Source organism: Mesorhizobium sp. SP-1A (assembly GCF_032460275.1).
Classification (GTDB): domain Bacteria; phylum Pseudomonadota; class Alphaproteobacteria; order Rhizobiales; family Rhizobiaceae; genus Mesorhizobium.
This window is the reverse complement of sequence record NZ_JAVXZD010000007.1, coordinates 164,986-180,411: the sequence shown is the minus strand read 5'-3', so window position 1 is coordinate 180,411 and position 15,426 is coordinate 164,986. Positions and strand designations below refer to the sequence as shown.

At 63.7% G+C, this 15,426-nt stretch carries 16 protein-coding genes; 6 read left to right on the top strand and 10 right to left on the bottom strand.

Annotated elements, in window-relative coordinates:
* Positions 1-114 precede the first annotated feature (114 nt).
* Positions 115-1,209, top strand: a complete 1,095-nt coding sequence (locus QU595_RS25565; protein WP_315927267.1) for a tyrosine-type recombinase/integrase — start codon at positions 115-117, stop codon at positions 1,207-1,209.
* An 850-nt stretch (positions 1,210-2,059) separates the two neighbouring features.
* On the opposite strand, the gene QU595_RS25560 is transcribed toward QU595_RS25565, so the two are convergent.
* Both QU595_RS25560 and QU595_RS25555 read right to left on the bottom strand, forming a co-directional pair.
* Positions 2,060-2,272: a hypothetical protein gene (locus tag QU595_RS25560; RefSeq protein WP_315927265.1), complete on the bottom strand. Its 213-nt coding sequence runs from the start codon at positions 2,270-2,272 to the stop codon at positions 2,060-2,062.
* A gap of 136 nt (positions 2,273-2,408) precedes the next feature.
* Positions 2,409-3,992, bottom strand: coding sequence for an acid phosphatase (locus QU595_RS25555; RefSeq protein WP_315927263.1), 1,584 nt, complete (start codon positions 3,990-3,992; stop codon positions 2,409-2,411).
* A gap of 28 nt (positions 3,993-4,020) precedes the next feature.
* On the opposite strand from QU595_RS25555, the gene QU595_RS25550 reads away from it, so the two are divergent.
* Positions 4,021-5,295, top strand: a complete 1,275-nt coding sequence (locus QU595_RS25550) for a cytochrome-c peroxidase (protein ID WP_410000565.1) — start codon at positions 4,021-4,023, stop codon at positions 5,293-5,295.
* A 93-nt stretch (positions 5,296-5,388) separates the two neighbouring features.
* On the opposite strand, the gene QU595_RS25545 is transcribed toward QU595_RS25550, so the two are convergent.
* On the bottom strand, positions 5,389-5,589 hold the full coding sequence (locus QU595_RS25545; RefSeq protein ID WP_315927262.1) for a WGR domain-containing protein: 201 nt from the start codon (positions 5,587-5,589) through the stop codon (positions 5,389-5,391).
* A gap of 187 nt (positions 5,590-5,776) precedes the next feature.
* Between QU595_RS25545 and QU595_RS25540 the strand changes: the two genes are divergently transcribed.
* Positions 5,777-6,859 carry a phosphatase PAP2 family protein gene (locus QU595_RS25540; RefSeq protein ID WP_315927260.1) on the top strand — a complete coding sequence of 361 codons (1,083 nt, stop codon included), beginning with the start codon at positions 5,777-5,779 and terminating at the stop codon, positions 6,857-6,859.
* Positions 6,860-6,901: 42 nt separating this feature from the next.
* Positions 6,902-7,399 (top strand): hypothetical protein, encoded by a 498-nt coding sequence (locus tag QU595_RS25535; RefSeq protein WP_315927257.1) that lies wholly within the window; start codon positions 6,902-6,904, stop codon positions 7,397-7,399.
* Positions 7,400-7,546: 147 nt separating this feature from the next.
* Here the strand turns inward: QU595_RS25535 and QU595_RS25530 are convergent, their stop codons facing one another.
* Positions 7,547-8,851 (bottom strand): glucoamylase family protein, encoded by a 1,305-nt coding sequence (locus QU595_RS25530; protein WP_315927255.1) that lies wholly within the window; start codon positions 8,849-8,851, stop codon positions 7,547-7,549.
* 272 nt (positions 8,852-9,123) lie between these two features.
* On the opposite strand from QU595_RS25530, the gene QU595_RS25525 reads away from it, so the two are divergent.
* Both QU595_RS25525 and QU595_RS25520 read left to right on the top strand, forming a co-directional pair.
* Positions 9,124-10,428, top strand: coding sequence for a divalent metal cation transporter (locus QU595_RS25525; protein WP_315927254.1), 1,305 nt, complete (start codon positions 9,124-9,126; stop codon positions 10,426-10,428).
* 112 nt (positions 10,429-10,540) lie between these two features.
* The gene (locus QU595_RS25520; protein WP_315927252.1) at positions 10,541-11,038 is read left to right on the top strand and encodes a DUF421 domain-containing protein; all 498 of its coding nucleotides are present in this window, start codon (positions 10,541-10,543) and stop codon (positions 11,036-11,038) included.
* Positions 11,039-11,711: 673 nt separating this feature from the next.
* Here the strand turns inward: QU595_RS25520 and QU595_RS25515 are convergent.
* The 6 genes from QU595_RS25515 to QU595_RS25490 all read right to left on the bottom strand — a co-directional run bounded on the left by QU595_RS25515 (position 11,712) and on the right by QU595_RS25490 (position 15,425).
* Positions 11,712-11,903, bottom strand: coding sequence for a hypothetical protein (locus tag QU595_RS25515; protein ID WP_315927250.1), 192 nt, complete (start codon positions 11,901-11,903; stop codon positions 11,712-11,714).
* A 570-nt stretch (positions 11,904-12,473) separates the two neighbouring features.
* On the bottom strand, positions 12,474-13,019 hold the full coding sequence (locus tag QU595_RS25510) for a DUF488 domain-containing protein (RefSeq protein ID WP_315927248.1): 546 nt from the start codon (positions 13,017-13,019) through the stop codon (positions 12,474-12,476).
* Positions 13,020-13,025: 6 nt separating this feature from the next.
* Positions 13,026-13,235, bottom strand: a complete 210-nt coding sequence (locus tag QU595_RS25505) for a DUF2945 domain-containing protein (protein ID WP_315927246.1) — start codon at positions 13,233-13,235, stop codon at positions 13,026-13,028.
* 4 nt (positions 13,236-13,239) lie between these two features.
* Positions 13,240-13,620 carry a DUF488 domain-containing protein gene (locus QU595_RS25500; protein WP_315927244.1) on the bottom strand — a complete coding sequence of 127 codons (381 nt, stop codon included), beginning with the start codon at positions 13,618-13,620 and terminating at the stop codon, positions 13,240-13,242.
* 358 nt (positions 13,621-13,978) lie between these two features.
* Positions 13,979-14,917: a carbohydrate kinase family protein gene (locus tag QU595_RS25495; RefSeq protein ID WP_315927242.1), complete on the bottom strand. Its 939-nt coding sequence runs from the start codon at positions 14,915-14,917 to the stop codon at positions 13,979-13,981.
* Positions 14,910-15,425 carry an ureidoglycolate lyase gene (locus tag QU595_RS25490; RefSeq protein ID WP_315927240.1) on the bottom strand — a complete coding sequence of 172 codons (516 nt, stop codon included), beginning with the start codon at positions 15,423-15,425 and terminating at the stop codon, positions 14,910-14,912. The genes QU595_RS25495 and QU595_RS25490 overlap by 8 nt, the downstream gene beginning before the upstream one ends.
* Position 15,426: the final 1 nt, after the last annotated feature.

Genomic DNA, 15,426 nt, shown 5'->3' with positions numbered 1-15,426 from the left:
TAAACGCGATGTGCGATTTATGCGAGTATTCCTACCTTTATCCGCACAGCCTGTCGATTTAAAATAATGACCGATAATGTTGCCTTATCGGACATGACGTGCCAGCCTGCCGAAATGGCCGATTCGTCGCAGAACAGAGCGCAAAACCAGCTTCCCGCCGCCGCCGGCGACGGCGACGACCTGCCCGACATCGTCGACATCGTGCTGGACATGGGCCGGCCGGCACGGCCGCCGGCACATGTCGAAGCGCTGGTCGAGACGGCCAGGGACTACGCCAGCAACGCCACCGCGCAAAACACCCGCGCCGCCTACGCCAAGGACTGGGCCCATTATTCGTCCTGGTGCCGCCGCACCGGCTTCGAGCCGCTGCCGCCGGACGCCGGCACCATCGGGCTCTACATCAGCGCCTGCGCCGCCGGCGACGCGCGGCGCCCTGCCCTGTCCGTCGCCACCATCGAGCGGCGGCTGTCGGGCCTGGCCTGGAATTTTGTCCGGCGCGGCTTTGCCCTCGACCGCGCCGACCGCCACATCGCCACCGTGCTGGCCGGCATCCGCCGCAAGCACGCCCGGCCGCCCAGGCAGAAGGAGGCGCTGCTCGGCGCCGACGTTCTGGCCATGACCGCCACGCTCGGCCACGATCTGCGCGGCCTGCGCGACCGCGCCATCCTGCTGCTCGGCTTCGCCGGCGGCCTGCGCCGTTCCGAAATCGTCGGCCTCGACGTCGCGCGCGACGACCGTGCCGACGGCGGCAGCGGCTGGATCGAGATCTTCGCGCCGGGCGTGCTGGTCACGCTCCGGGGAAAGACCGGTTGGCGCGAGGTCGAGATCGGCCGCGGCTCCAGCGACCAGTCCTGCCCGGTCGTGGCGCTGGAGACGTGGATGCGGCTCGGCCGCATCGCGCGCGGCCCGCTGTTTCGACGCATCCTGAAAAACGGCAGGGTCGGCGCCGAGCGGCTGTCGGACAGGCACGTCGCCCGCCTGGTCAAGCAGACCGCGCTCGCCGCCGGCATCCGCGCCGACCTGCCGGACGGCGAACGCGCGCTGCTGTTTGCCGGGCACTCGCTGCGCTCCGGCCTCGCCTCCTCGGCCGAGATCGAGGAACGCTACGTCCAGAAGCAGCTCGGCCATGCCTCGGCCGAGATGACCCGCAAATACCAGCGCCGGCGCGACCGCTTCCGCACCAACCTGACCAAGGCGTCGGGGCTGTAGGAGCAAGGCCCCCTCCCCTTCCCGCCGCCGAAACGAAATCCCGCGCGGGGCAGGCAATGCCCGCCGGTCCCGCGCGTGGTCGGACGCTTGGCGATCCTGCGGAAGGCTTTTACCGTGGCGTTCCGATCGAGGTCGGCAGGCAAGACCGGCTCCGTGGCGTGGCGGCGGGTCGCGCCCCTCCCCTCCTACCGCCCGTCCCGCGTGGGCCAGGCAATGCCCGCGCCTCGCCTCCCGCGAGGCATTTCGCGGGCGCGTCGCCGGTGGGCGGTCTCTCGAAGATGCTGGCGCCGAACAGGCGCAAGGTGCGCGCCTCCCTCCCTTCCGGCCGTTGCAACGAACTCCCGCGTGCGATTGGACAATGTCCGCGCCGGCCCACAGCATTGTCGGACGCTCGGCAGGACGCATGGCTAGCCTGCGGAAGGCTTTTACCGTGGCGTTCCGATCGAGATCGGCAGGCAAGACCGGCTCCGTGGCGCGGCGGCGGGTCGCGCCCCTCTCCTTCCGCCGCCGTCCCGCGTGGGCCAGGCAATGCCCGCACCTCGCCTCCCGCGAGGCATTTCGGGGGCACGTCGCCGGTGGGGCCGTCTTCCGAAGACGCTGGCGCCGAACATGCGCAAGGTGCGCGCCTCCTTCCCTTCCGGCCGTTGCAACGAACTCCCGCGTGCGATTGGACAATGTCCGCGCCGGCCCACGGCATTGTCGGACGCTTGGCAGGACGCATGGCTATCCGGCAGGCAGGACATTTAACCGGGCGTTCCGATCGAGCTTGGCAGGCAAGACCGCTCCGTGGCGCGGCGGCGGGTCGCGCCCGTCCCCTTCCCTTCGAGCTGCCGAAACGAATCCCGCGCGATCAGCCGCTCCCCGGTCCGGCCGGCAGGCCGAGCAGGTCGGCCACCGTCCTGGCGCCCTTGCCGCCGACGCGCGCGGACCCGTCGTCCCCCACTTCCACCGAAGCGCCGTTGGCGAAGTCGAGCGACCAGCCGTCTGCGGCCGCGTTGCGCCGGCGGTCGGTCAGCTCGATGCCGGCAGCGGTGACGAGAGCGATAATTTTGTCAACATCCATGGTCGTCATCCCTATGGTCGCCGTTCCAGACGGTCATCCCGGCCCCTCCCCGTCGCGATCCGCCGTGTTCGCGCGAGGCCTTGCCGTATTGCGCATGTCCCGATCCCGAATCCGGTTCCACTTTCGGCGGCCTTGCCTAGTCCAAGTCAAGCGCGCCGGTCAGGTCGCCGAGCGGCGGCTCGCCATGCGCGGCCACGGCCCTGTCGCGCACCACGATGCCGTGCAACTCTGGCAGTTCGAAGCGCTCGGTGATGAAGCGCAGGATCGAGGTCGTGTCGTAGGGCGTGTGGTCGACGGTGCCGCGCCGGGCGAAGGGCGACACCACGATCGCGGGGATGCGCGTGCCCGGCCCCCAGCGGTCGCCCTTTGGCGGCGCGACGTGGTCCCAGATGCCGCCGTTCTCGTCATAGGTGACCACGACCAGCATGTGCGGCCATTGCGGGCTCTTCTCCAGATGGGCGACCACGTCGGCGATGTGGCGGTCGCCGGCCTCGATGTCGGCGTAACCGGAATGCTCGTTGAGATTGCCCTGCGGCTTGTAGAAGGCGACCTGCGGCAGCGCGCCGTCGTCGATCGCCTGGAGGAAGCTTGCGCCGCCGAGCCCGGCGTCGCGGATGTGCTCGCGCCGCGCCTCGGTGCCGGGGGCGAAATTGGCGTAATAGTTGAACGGCTGGTGATGGTACTGGAAGTTCGGGACCGGCTCGTGGTTGCCGTGGTCGAGCGTGTATTGCCAGGCGCCCGAATACCAGGCCCAGCTCACATGCCTGAGGCTCAGCATGTCGCCGATGGTCGGCTCGGTCTGCGGCGGCAGCGTCGTCGCCTTGGCCGGGTCGGCATAGCGCGGGTCGCCGCCCGGCGCCGGGTCGTTGCCGCTCGGCTGGTAGGGCGGCTGCATGGTGTTCACGGCGTGGAAGTCCGGCGTCAGATTGCCGTCGGAGACGAATTTCGGAATGCCCTCCATCGCCGATTTCGGCGAGTTGCCGGCGATCTTGAGCGCCGTGCCGCTCTCGTCCGTCACCGAGATCGACGGCTTGGCCGGGCTCTTGTCGGCGTCCGGATAATAGGGCGCGCAGGCGCAGATCAGCCATTGGTGGTTGAAGAACGAGCCGCCGAAGCCGCCCATGAAGAAATGGTCGGCCAGCACGTATTTCCGCGCCACCGCCCACATGGCGGTCCTGGAGGCGTCCCAGTTGCTCATCGGCATGGCGCCGGAATCGCCCCAGGCGACGAACATGTCGTTCCTGCCGCCGTTTATCTGCATCTGGTTCTGGTAGTAGCGGTGCCACGGGTCGTGCGTGACGGTGGTGAGCGCCACGTCGAAGCCCTTCGGGTCGTTGACCGTGAACGGCCCGTTCGGCAGGTGCTCGCTCATCGCCTGCGTCACCGGCGGGGTGACGCCCTTGGCGGTTAGCCCGTCCCACACCGGCGGCAGTTCCTTGAGCGCCGAGCCGTCGCGGTCGCGCTGTTGCAAGCTCTCCTTGCCGGCCTTGTCGATGCCGTCGGCGCCGGGGAAGCTGCCGTAGAGATTGTCGAAGGCGCGGTTCTCGGCGAAGATGACGACGACCGTGTCGATCTTGTCGATGCCGGCCGGCGGGCCGCCGGGATCGGCCGCCAGGGCGGGCGCCGAAACGGCGCACAATGTCAGGACGCCCAATGTCGAGGCGGGCGAAAACCGGGCGAGAGTTGAGGAAAACCGGGCGGGCCCATAGGATCGCTGCATCGCGATGCCTCCCAACTGCGAAGGCGAGATGACACCATCTCCGGCGCGACTTGGCAAGACCGGCAACCGATCCGGAAGCCGGAGCGGCCGCATCGTTGCGCGGCTAACGATGCTCGCGCTGCTGCTGTGGGCGGCGGCGAGGCCGGCGCTCGCGCAGCCGATGTCGCGGGCCGAGGCGAGGCAGCGGGCGCAGATGCTGTCCGCGCTCGGCGAGGCGCTGTTTTCCGATCCGCGGCTTTCGGCGTCGGGAAGAACCGCCTGCGCCTCCTGCCACGATCCCGCGCACGCCTTCGCGCCCGCCAATGCGCTTGCCGTGCAGTCCGGCGGCCGCGCGGCGGGCGAACCCGGCCTGCGCGCGGTGCCGTCGCTGGAATATCTCCAGGCGGTGCCGCAGTTCACCGAGCACTATTTCGAGTCCGAGGATGAGGCCGACGAGAGCGTCGACAACGGCCCGACCGGCGGCCTGACTTGGGACGGCCGCGCCGATACCGGCGGCGCGCAGGCCCGCATCCCGCTGCTCTCGCCCTTCGAAATGGGAAATGCGGACCCCGGCGAGGTCGTGCGGCGCGCGCTCGCAGCCGGCTATGGACCGAAGCTGGCGGCCATTTACGGCCGGCCCCTGCCCGCCGACCGCGACGCCGTGTTCGAGGCCCTGCTCAAGGCGCTGGAGGTCTACCAGCAGTCCTGGCAGGCCTTCTATCCCTATTCCAGCAAATACGACGCCTGGCTGGCCGGCAAGGCGCAGCTGACGCCGCAGGAGGAGCACGGCCGCGCGCTGTTCGAAGACCCGGCTAAGGGCAATTGCGCGTCCTGCCATGTCAGCACGCGGAGCAAGGACGGGACGCCGCCGCAGTTCACCGACTACGGCATGATCGCGCTGGCGGTGCCGCGCAACCCGGCCATCCCCGCCAATGCCGACCCTGCCTATCACGATCTCGGCCTGTGCGGGCCGCTGCGGACGGATTTCGCCGGCCGCGCCGATTATTGCGGCCTGTTCCGCACGCCGACGCTGCGCAACGTGGCCACCCGCAAGGCCTTCTTCCACAACGGCGTGTTCCATTCGCTGAAGCAGGCGGTCGCCTTCTACGCCAGCCGCGACAGCGACCCCGCCCGCTGGTATTCGCGCCGCGCCGACGGCGGCGTCGATATCTATGACGACCTGCCGGCCTCCTACCGGAACAACGTCAACATGGACCCGCCCTTCGGCGGCAGGGCGGGCGACGCCCCGAAGCTGGACGAGGCGGAGATCGACGACATCGTCGCCTTCCTGAACACGCTGACCGACGGCTGGCGGGCGCCCTGACGCGGGAAGCGGCTCCCGGTTCCGCCCTGCCCGGCGCGTTTTCGCGCTTCGGCTTGTGCGGCGGTTGACAGCTGTCAACTGCGCCGGCCGCGGCTACGGCCCGCGATAGCCGCGGCGGCGCTTGCGCGCTTCCAGCTTCCCGAGCGCGGCGCGCGCGTCGTCGCCCGTCGCGTAGGACTCGATCTTTGCCTGTCCGGCGGTGCCGATGCGGCCCCAGGCGCGCACCAGCGAGACTTCGCCGAACAGGGTCGGCTGCAGCGTGAACAGATAGAAGCGCGCATCTGGCGCAACCACGTCCGGACTTTTCGTCACCTCGACGCTGTGAGCCGTGATGGATCACATAACCGGACAGTTTTCGAGCCGACGCAAGCGGGACAAAACAGCTTAGGCTCTTGGTGCACTCTATCCGCGATAAAATCGTCGTTAACTGGTTCAATATATCGTCAGTATCATATTCGACGGAATCGATTAGCGCATCATCATGTTAGAGTTTTCTAATTCCATTAGAAGGGCGATCGGCGGATTCTTTCCCCTTCAAAATTCTTTCCTCCTTCTATTCGCGCTTGCGTTCGCAGCAATCTCATCAATCGCGCTAAAATCTATCGGCGTAGACGCCGATTACTCCTTCAAGTCATATTTCGCACTGATGGGGTTATTAATTCCCACATTCTTTCTCGTGCTTGCCGTTTTGTGGTTCTTTCACATGCTAATCTGGATCAAGCCAGAGAGGCCGTTGAATTATGCGAAAGCCTCATTGGCATTTATATTTTCAAAAGAGATGCTTTTTCGGGGAGTCCCCGTTTTTATATATCTATTTCTCGTCATGTCGGCATATAGCGGGCTGAAGGTTCATATTGAAGATTTCTCGGAATATTCATGGGATTCGACGCTGGCGGACATCGATAAGGCTCTGTTCTTTGGAAGAGACCCATGGACAATTGTCCATAATGCTTTTCCCGGGGTCGTGTGGGCCAAAATATTCAATGTGTTCTATCATTTATGGTTCTTTGTGATGTTCGGCCTTTGGTTTTGGGTAGCCGGCATGCCCAGCAATGACCAATCCCGCGTTGCCTATCTGTTCGCGTACGCCTTCTGTTGGGCGGTTGGCGGGATCCTCATTGCCGTTACCTTTGCCTCAGTTGGCCCTTGCTACCATGAGCGCCTGCTGGGCGATCCAAGGTTCTCAAAGTTGATGGAGACCCTTCAGGGCTACGATCTGATGGCTGTTGCCGTCCAGGATCAGCTTTGGGATATCTTCGTCACCCAGAGCAACGGGGTAGGTGCAAGACTTTCGGCCTTCCCATCGATGCATTGTGCTTCGGCAACGCTGTTCACCTTGTTCGGATTCTCCCGAAATCGGCCACTAGGTTGGGCACTCGCGATCTTCGCGACATTTATCTATATTGGTTCGGTTTACTTGGGATGGCATTACGCGGTGGACGGCATTGCTGGCATTGTTGTCGGTATAGCCTCTTGGCTTTTTGGCTTGTTTATTGCGGACAGGATGACGACACGAAGCCGTTCGCGACAGATAGATACCGGGACGGCCGGCGTGACTGGATAAGATTTCCAGCCATTGTGCTGACCGCCAGCAGGTTCTTACCGGATGCGCGATCTCGTTCGCCAACAACTGTTAGCGGTGCTCGGCCTGCTTTTTCCGCGTAACCACCATCTCGATGCCGCCGTCCACCCGGCCGGAGGCATTCCGCGGCAGAGTGGCAAACAGGGTAAACCAGCACCTCCCGCAAGCTCCGAGGAAAGCGCACGCAGCGTTGTCGCCGTCGGAAAATCCGGCGCCACATCAGTCGGTCTATTGCAACTCCCCATCCCGGGACTAGTTAATCTGGACGTAGGGGCGAAACCTGTTATGCGGGAGGAGATCATGTTCCGCAAAGTCCTGATTGCAACTTCGATAATGGCCGTCTTTAGCGTGCCTGCTTTTGCAGCGACCGAATATTGGGTGGCAAAAGATGCGACTACAAAGAAATGCGAAGTAGTCGACAAAAAGCCTGACGGCACGAAAATGATGGACGAAGGGAAAAAGATGTACACCAGCAAGGCGAACGCCGAGAAGGCCATGAAGGAGTTGGCGTCCTGCAAATAATCTCTGGCGTAGACGGAGCCCGCTCGACTGAACTCGGGCGGGCACTGCTGGTATAGCCACCTCGCCGTCACAAGGCGATGGCTGGCTACGGAGGCGGCAGTGCCAAAGGCGCCGCTTCGGGCGATAGCGCGCGACCGCATGCTGATATCAGAGCCATCCCTGGGAAAAGCCCGCCCGCCGCAAGCCGCGGACGACGTGCTGGCAGTTGCGCATCAAATTCCAGAGGAAATCGGATCGATAGTTCTCGATCATCAGCACGATCGGACCCTGGTTCAAGCCGAGATGGTCTGGCGAAACCCAGCCGGCGGGATGGTCTCTGCCCGAAGCAAGCGTCGGATTGAAACTCGCCTTGAAACCATAAGAATGGTCGAGGTGAAGATCGATGTCGCGGAAGTGTCGTAGCGCCGGCAAAACGATTTCCGGGGCGAAAGGCAGCGATGCCGCCGTCGCCCAAGGCGACAGTGTACCGTCATCCGGCCCGAACGGCACGCCCCGCGCGCGATAGCCGTAGAACCGCCTTTCGACGCCATCGATCCTGCGCGTCATCCATCCCGGCCCATCGCTGGCTGTTACGCCCCAACTCGTCTCGTCGTAGCCGGCAAATTCCAGCGGATTGCGGATCGCATAGTCGCGCTGGACGTAAGTGGCCCGGCGGCTGTTCTCGAAATAATCGCTGTCATGCCCGTGCATGAAGGCGTCTCTGATGCCGCGGAAATCCAGCCAGACATGCGAGAGTTGGTGGATGAACAGCGGCCCGGCATAAACGAATTCCTGTCCGTAGATCTTCTTCCAGCGGTAGGACGCCAACCAGGCCGCATAGCTCTCGGGGGGTATGCAATGCGTCGGCGATCCGAGCGCGAGCACATAGAGGATCAGGGCCTCGTCATAGCCTTCCCACCGGTAGCCGAGGAAGCCGTGTTCGGGCGTCCAGCCATGTGTGACGGTGGCGCCGCCGTTGCGCGCCCAGTCCCAGTCCACCCGCTCATAGAGTGCTTCGGACAGGGTCCGGATTTCATTCTCCTCTTCCGTTTCCTCACGGAAGTAACCGCCGGCTGCCAGGACGCCGGCGATCAGAAGCGCGGTGTCGATGGTGGACAGTTCGCATTGCCACACGCGTCGGCCGGTCTTCATGTCGATGAAATGGTAGTAGAACCCCTTATAGCCCGTGGCTTCGGGTTCGGTCCCCTGCGCGCTGTTCCAAAAGAAACGCAGGGTGGCGAGCGTCCTCGCGGCGGCTTGCTCGCGCGTCATGAGCCCCCGCGCGACGCCGATCGGATAAGCGGTCAACGCCAGACCGACCGCCGCGATGCTGGCGGGCGAACCCTTCCTGCTCCGGTCGGCGATGAGCCCGTTCGCCTCATTGGCTTCATAGAGAAAATAGTCAAACGCCTTGCTCTGGAGCAATGCCAGAAAGTCGTCGCCAAGCGGTGCCTGTTTAGTGTCGTCCTTCATCCAAGAGGCCCGTGCGCCCGGTGTCGTGACGGACAGCAAACCTCCGTCGATGCAGAAAGCTGCAGACAAGCCGGAACTAAAATCATCCACGAGAAATTAGTCTGGGTTCCGCTGTTTTCGAGTAGGAAACATGCCGTCCTTCGCCAAAGCCGCATCTTCAGCCACGGCAATCCTCATTGCGGTTGGCTTCGCCGGCACGTTGACCGGTCGTGATCTCTTGCCGAACGAAAGGAGCCGTGCCGGGGTTTCCACGGTCCCGGCACGATGATCAGATGTCACTGCTCCAACCACGGCGATCAGCACGCGATCCTGTCGTTGAGCCCAGCAAGCCGCGACTGCTGAAGCTGTTGGGCCCCGGTCTCGTCACGGGCGCCTCCGACGACGATCCGAGCGGCATCGCGACCTACTCCCAGGCGGGCGCGCAATTCGGCTACGCGGTCGGCTGGTCGCTGGTGCTGACATATCCGTTGATAGTCGCCGTCCAGGTCATCAGCGCGCGCGTCGGCCGCACCACCGGGTGCGGCCTCGCCGGGAATATCGCCGGCAGCTACCGGCCCTGGATCGCCTATGCAGTCACCCTGCCGCTTCTCGCGGCCAACATCATCAATGTCGGCGCGGACCTCGGTGCAATGGGCGACGCGCTGAAACTGCTCCTTGGCGGCGCCGCCCTCGCCTATGTCATCCTCTTCGGTGCCATTTGCATCGGTCTGCAGGTCCTGCTTGTCTACAAGCGCTATGTCGCCGTCCTCAAATGGCTGTCGCTGGCGCTGCTTTCCTATGTCGCGACCTTGTTCGTGGCGAAGGTGGATTGGGCCATGCTGGCGAGAAACCTCCTTCTTCCCGGTTTCACATGGAGTTCGAGCTATCTTTCCATCATCGTGGCCGTGTTCGGCACCACGATCAGTCCGTATCTGTTTTTCTGGCAGGCCTCGCAGGAGGTGGAGGACCTGAAGGAAAAACCCCGCAAGGAGCCGCTCATCGAGGCTCCGGACGAAGCCGGACCGGCGCGCGCGAGGATTGAACTCGACACGTTGATCGGCATGGCTGTGTCGAACATCATCGGCCTGGCCATCATGACGACCACGGCCGCGACCTTGCATCCGGCAGGCATAACGACCATTGGAAGTTCGGTCGACGCGGCCACTGCCCTCGAACCGATAGCCGGACCATTGGCGAAGACCATCTTTGCCGCCGGCATCATCGGCACGGGCCTGCTCGCGGTGCCCGTGCTGGCGGGCTCCGCCGCCTACGCGGTCGGCGAAGTCGCCAGATGGCCGGTAGGTCTGTCGCGCAAGCCGCGGGAAGCCAAAGCCTTCTATTTCACGGTCGCACTCGCCACGCTCATCGGCGTCGGCCTGAACTTCACCCCGATCCAGCCGATGCGCGCGCTGGTCTGGAGTGCCGTGATCAACGGCGTCGTGGCCGTACCCGTCATGGTGATCCTCATGCTGCTGGCCGCCGACAGGAAAGTCATGCAGCAATTTGCGATCGGACGCGGCTTGAGCGCGGTGGGCTGGCTCGCCACGGCCACGATGGCGGCCGTCGTCCTGGGAATGTTCGCGGCGGCCGTTCTTTAGGACCGATCGGCGTTCAGCGACCGGAACCCCGATCCCGGAATGTGGATTGGTCCCGGAGCGTTCCGCCGGTGGCGGCGCGACCGATCAGACCACGAGCGCGAGGTGATTGAACATGGACATCCTGACGGCATTGTTCGGAGTAAAGGACCACGTATCGCTGCCGCAGGAATGCGCGCGCGCATTCCTGATCTTCTTCTACGGCCTGATCCTGCTGCGGCTGAGTGGACAACGGACCTTCGGCCACTGGTCCGCTCTCGATATCGTTCTATCGATCGTCGTCGGTTCCGCTCTGGGCCGGGCCGTTACCGGCAACGCGCCTCTTCCCGGAACGATGGCGGCGGCAGCCGTCATGGTCGGCCTGCATGTGCTGGTCGCGATCGCGGTCGCGCGTTCACGCTCGCTGTCTCAACTTGTGGAAGGTCGCCCCATCATTCTGGTCGAACGCGGCCGCGTCAACCACAAGGCCAGGAAAGATGCGATGATTTCCGAGTCCGATCTCTCGGAGGCCCTGCGGCAGGAGGGTATCGACGGCTTCTCCGGCATTGAGGAGGTGGAGACCATGACGCTGGAGCCGAGCGGAAAGATCAGCATCGTAAAGGCTTCACGATAGCAGCTCGCAAAAGCCAGCCTCGACCGTTCGGCCGGGCGCGGGCGACGGTCATGAAGACAGCGCCGGCACATGTGTTCGAACGCAATTTTCCCTGGCCGCGCCTGCTGCTCTTCTCGATTGCCATAGCCTTCCGTCCTTGTCCGGCGGACAGGACGCGTTCCACGCCACCATCGCTGGATCCGCGGACATTCATTTCGGCAAGATATAGGCCATCACCTGGTCGCCTACCTCCGTTTCCATGCAGTGATGGCCATCAGGTGCCGATACGACATATTGTCGTCCACGGGTTCCCACGAATATGCCGAGCATCACCCGCACCGCCCCACCGGCATGGCCCACCAAAAGGCCATGGGCCTTGCTGAAACATGGTTTTCTGGGCGATCGATCGAGAGGGTATCAGGCATGGTCTTGACGGCCGGAGATGGATGGTAATCTCGGCCGAACATCTGAAACCCGGCATTGTTTCCTGCGAAAACTCCGCCGCTGCTCTCAGGGCTTCAACGATCCGTGAACGTGCTGCCACTTCGGAGCGGGCGATCGCGCTGTCCTTGTCGCACAGACAATCTGCAAACGCGTCTAGCCGAGCGAGGTCATTCCACCCGGAGGCCGCCTTTGCGGCGCCCCTGTGTACGTCTCAAGGCAGGAAGGCGTGATTGACCTCGGGCCGACAACCTCAGGAACACGCGGAGGAAATCGCGGTCACGTTGACCGGACGGCCTATGTCGCGACGGAGAAATGTCCTGAAATTCACCAGCCTAATCAGTTGCCGGATATCCTCGGCGCGCACGCCGTCGCTCGTCATCACCTTCACGATGACTGGGTCGATCAGGAGCTCTTCGAGCGTTGCCTCACGCAGATTGGCCATCTTCTCCTCCGAAACCCGAACTCAGATAGCAACAGGAAACGGGCCGATCCCGTGGCGAACGCTGACGACCCGATGCGTTGGAACTTCCTTCCGTCTCACTCTGTCAAAGCGCCGCCGCTGGCCGTTTGGACATTTCCCAACCGCGTCGCCCGACCTTTCAGTGTGCAGGTAGTGCTCAAACGTCTGCGCAGAAACCCGGCCCGGGCCTGCGCCCCGGCCTACATCAAGTGTTTTCATCCCGCCGCTTCCGGGCGCGAGAAAATGCACGTGGCAGCGCGGCGCCCGACCCCTGACCTGCGGGCCGAACCTCCGTCAAACTTTGCTAGTGCCACATCTTGCTGCCGAGAATTAGCATGCGCGAATGATCGCGTAGAGTCTATACTAAAGTATCATTTCCGCTCGGATCAGCCGGCCGGCGCCTTGGCGCTCGGCGCAAACTCTGTATGAAATGGTTCGAGCCTGTATCGCCCAGGTCGCGCTCCCTCGGGTCAAGCCGACCTGCCTGCCAAGCCCGGCAAGCCGCTGCAAGGGCATAGGACGTCGATGCAGATCGCCAACCAGGAACGGCAGCTACCCGCCTGAAGATGCAATGGGGTAAACCACGCTTCCGTCGGCTTGCGCGGCCGCGCCGGGCGTCAGATGGGCCGGTTCGATGTGCTCGCGATCCAAAATATGGAAAACGGTCTCGCCCCTGACAATGAGATAGTCTGCGACGATGCGGCGATGGCATCGCCACCAGACCGCCTCCGAGCACATGATGGCCGAACGCCGCTGGTGCCCCAACTCCAGCAGTTCCTCGAAACCCCCGCGAAACGCCTCCGAAAGCGCGTAATCGGCGTAATTGTGGAAACTCTTGTTCGTCCAGAAGCCGTTGATCGCGGCGGGCAATGTCGGGGTCTTACTGCGGAGACCGCCGAGAGCGGCGATGTGTTGGTAGGAAATCTGGAATGGCGCCATCGCATCCGGCAGCCTGTCCTTATTGAATTGCGGATTGGTCCGCGACATCGGGATCCGCCTGATGTCAACGAGGAGTTCCACCCGTGCTTCGCGCAGAAGCTCTGCGAATGTCTCGATGCTCCTGTTCGAATGACCGATGGTGAAGAAAGGTAGCTCCATGCGCCTTCACGCGTAGTCGAGGGCGCTGCCTTTGTGAGCGGCGATATGGTCGGTCTTGTCGCTCTTGATTTCGTATTGAGGGTCGCTTTCCGTCGCGCGATGGGTATGACCCTTGTAGTCGAAGTCGCTGGTATGGATCGCAATAATGGTTCCTGACACCCGGCCGGCTTCGGAGTTCCAGGTCACATGATCGCCGATCACGAAGCGCTTCGTCATTTTGCTAGCTCTTCTTTTCTTCCAGAAGCACGTCTCTCAGCACAACCGCGTCGTTGTGTTCCTCGTCACGGGCGCCATAAACGAGCGTAACCGTGTGCGTCCGTGCGAGATCGCGAATGCGATCGAGTTCATCGCCATGTTGCCGCAGTTCGGCCCTGTATCTTCGCTGGAACTCCGCCCAGCGCGCCGGATCGTGACCGAACCATTGCCGCAAATCCGTGCTCGGCGCGATGTCCTTCATCCAATCATCCAGAGCGGCTTTCGCCTTGCTCACGCCGCGCGGCCAAAGCCGGTCGATGAGAATCCGTAGACCGTCGCCAGGCTCGGCCGGCTCGTAGGCGCGTTTCAACCGCAGATGTGACACAGGTAACGGAGCCATCGTCATGCGGGTTCCTCCTGCTTAAGCGCGAATTCCGCCCCAGGGTTGGCCCGGTCGCGCCCGACAGTCACCACGATAAAGCGCTTGCCACCTCGCAAAAAGGACATTGCCATTCATCATGCAGCCTTCCGCGATGTCGGACAACTTTCATGAAATCACGCCCGGCCTGAATTGAAGCCTCGGTTTGCATATCTCCCGATAAAAGCAGGATCGGCTCCCGCCCGCTCAACACAATTGGTCCTTAGTTCAATCTGTCGGGGTGACGTCCCCGACACGCCGCTGCTGCAACAGCGCGGGAGGCCCGGATGGCCGGGTGCGGGTGCCGGATGATCGTTGCCTGATAACCCGGACCGAAGCGGGTGTTTTATCGAGCGGCCTTGTCCGCGCGGAATTGTTCGATGACCGCTCTTGGCGCGACACCGCTCTGGGGCCCTTCCGACATGACGGCGCGCGAGGCCGCCGCGACGGCGAAATCCAGCGCCGAGGCAAGGTCGGCATCGCGCGCGATGGCATAGACGAAGGCGCCGCCGAACGTGTCGCCGGCGCCGGTCACGTCCACCACCGGCACGTCGTAGCCCGCCACCTTTACAACACCGCTGCCGTCATAGGTTTCGGCGCCTGCGGCGGCCAAGGTGCGGATGACGACACGAACCTCGTGCTCGCGCATCCAATCGTTGATCGCCGACAGTTCGATCGTGCCGAAGGCGAGGCCGAAACCGATCTCGTTCATGATGACGACGTCGGCGCCGCGCAGATATGCCACGTCGGCCGGCGCGAAGCCGTCGACGTCGAGATCGAACACCAGCTTGCGGCCGTGCGCGCGCAGGTCGGCCAACAGCTCCGCCCCGGCAAGGCCGGCGCCGCGCAGGCGCTTGGAGCGGGAAATGGTGGTGTAGAGGTAGCCGGGCCTGCGCAGCGCTTCCAGCGTGGGAGCGGGAAGCTGCATGGGCGCGTTGCCGGTTTCACCGATCAGCACCACGTGCTCGCCGCCGACGAGGAAGATCATGTTGTGCGAATTGGCCGTGTCGGCATCGTACAGCATATGCGTGGTGGCGACGTCGAGCCGGTTGAGTTCGTCGCACAGCCGCCGCGACAGATCGCTGTGGTTCAGCAACGAGATGAATTCGGTGCGTCCGCCCAGACCGGCATGGACGCTTGCGGCGTTCGCGATCATGCCTCCGACATAGCTCTTGCTCTCGCGGATATAGGCCTTGTCGGCGAGGCCCGGCCAGCGCCCGGCCGTGTAATAGTCGTCGAGTGCGACGTCGCCGATGAAGAACGCCGTCTCCTGCCCGTCAGCCATGCGCGCGCTCCGGCGCGGTCACCAGGACAGGGCCGCCCTCGACCTCGACCCAGGGCGAGGCGCCAAGGCCGCAGGTCGCCATCCAGTAATAGCGGGCTTCCCGGTCGACGCCGTGGCAGGCGTCGTGCCAGGTGCCCTTGTTGAGCACGACGACGGTGCTCGGTTCGATGACGAAGGCGCGGATGTTTTCCGCACTGGGAAAATCCTCAGCGGTGGGCGCCGCGACCGCCAGCACGATCGGATCGGCAGCGCAGAACAGCGCCTCTTCCGTCAGCAGATGCCGCTCCATCTTGGCGGAATGGAAAGGACATGCGCTGCCCAGCGTGAAGCCGAGGCTGCCGTTCGAGCCGATAAGCGGATTGGCGGTGTAGGTGTCCTCCCAGCCGGAACCTTGCGAATGGATGGTGCGGGTGGCCGGATCCTTCGAGGGCTCCGCCGACTTCATGTCGTAGACACGGCCATAGGGCGCGAAATCACCTTCGAGCACATTGACGGCTTCGATCTGCATG